The following is a 292-nucleotide window of genomic DNA, read 5'->3' on the forward strand; positions in this document are numbered from 1 at the left end:
CCTTACATCTGCGCAATGCTCCGACTAAACTGATGAAGCAACTGGGCTACGGACAGGAATATAAATATGCACACAGCTATGAAGGTAACTTTGTCAAACAGCAATTTCTTCCGGACGAGCTGAAAGACAAACGAATATGGCAACCGCAAAACAATCCGGCAGAACAGAAACATGCCGAGCGAATGATACAGTTGTGGGGAGACAAATTTAAGAAATAAGTGTTCGTAAAATAAGTCACTCCCTTCTGTAAGAGAAGCTAAAAGCACAATAAAGCAGTAGGAAACATTATAAC

The 292-nt window shown here is 41.1% G+C and carries 1 pseudogene; it reads left to right on the top strand.

The annotated features are described in order from the left end of the window. Positions 1-218 (top strand): annotated as a pseudogene (locus AB5935_RS26815) (replication-associated recombination protein A); the annotation flags it as partial. Positions 219-292: the final 74 nt, after the last annotated feature.

The organism is Phocaeicola sp. RTP21198st1_B8_RTP21198_201120 (assembly GCF_040929485.1).
Lineage (GTDB): Bacteria > Bacteroidota > Bacteroidia > Bacteroidales > Bacteroidaceae > Phocaeicola > Phocaeicola dorei.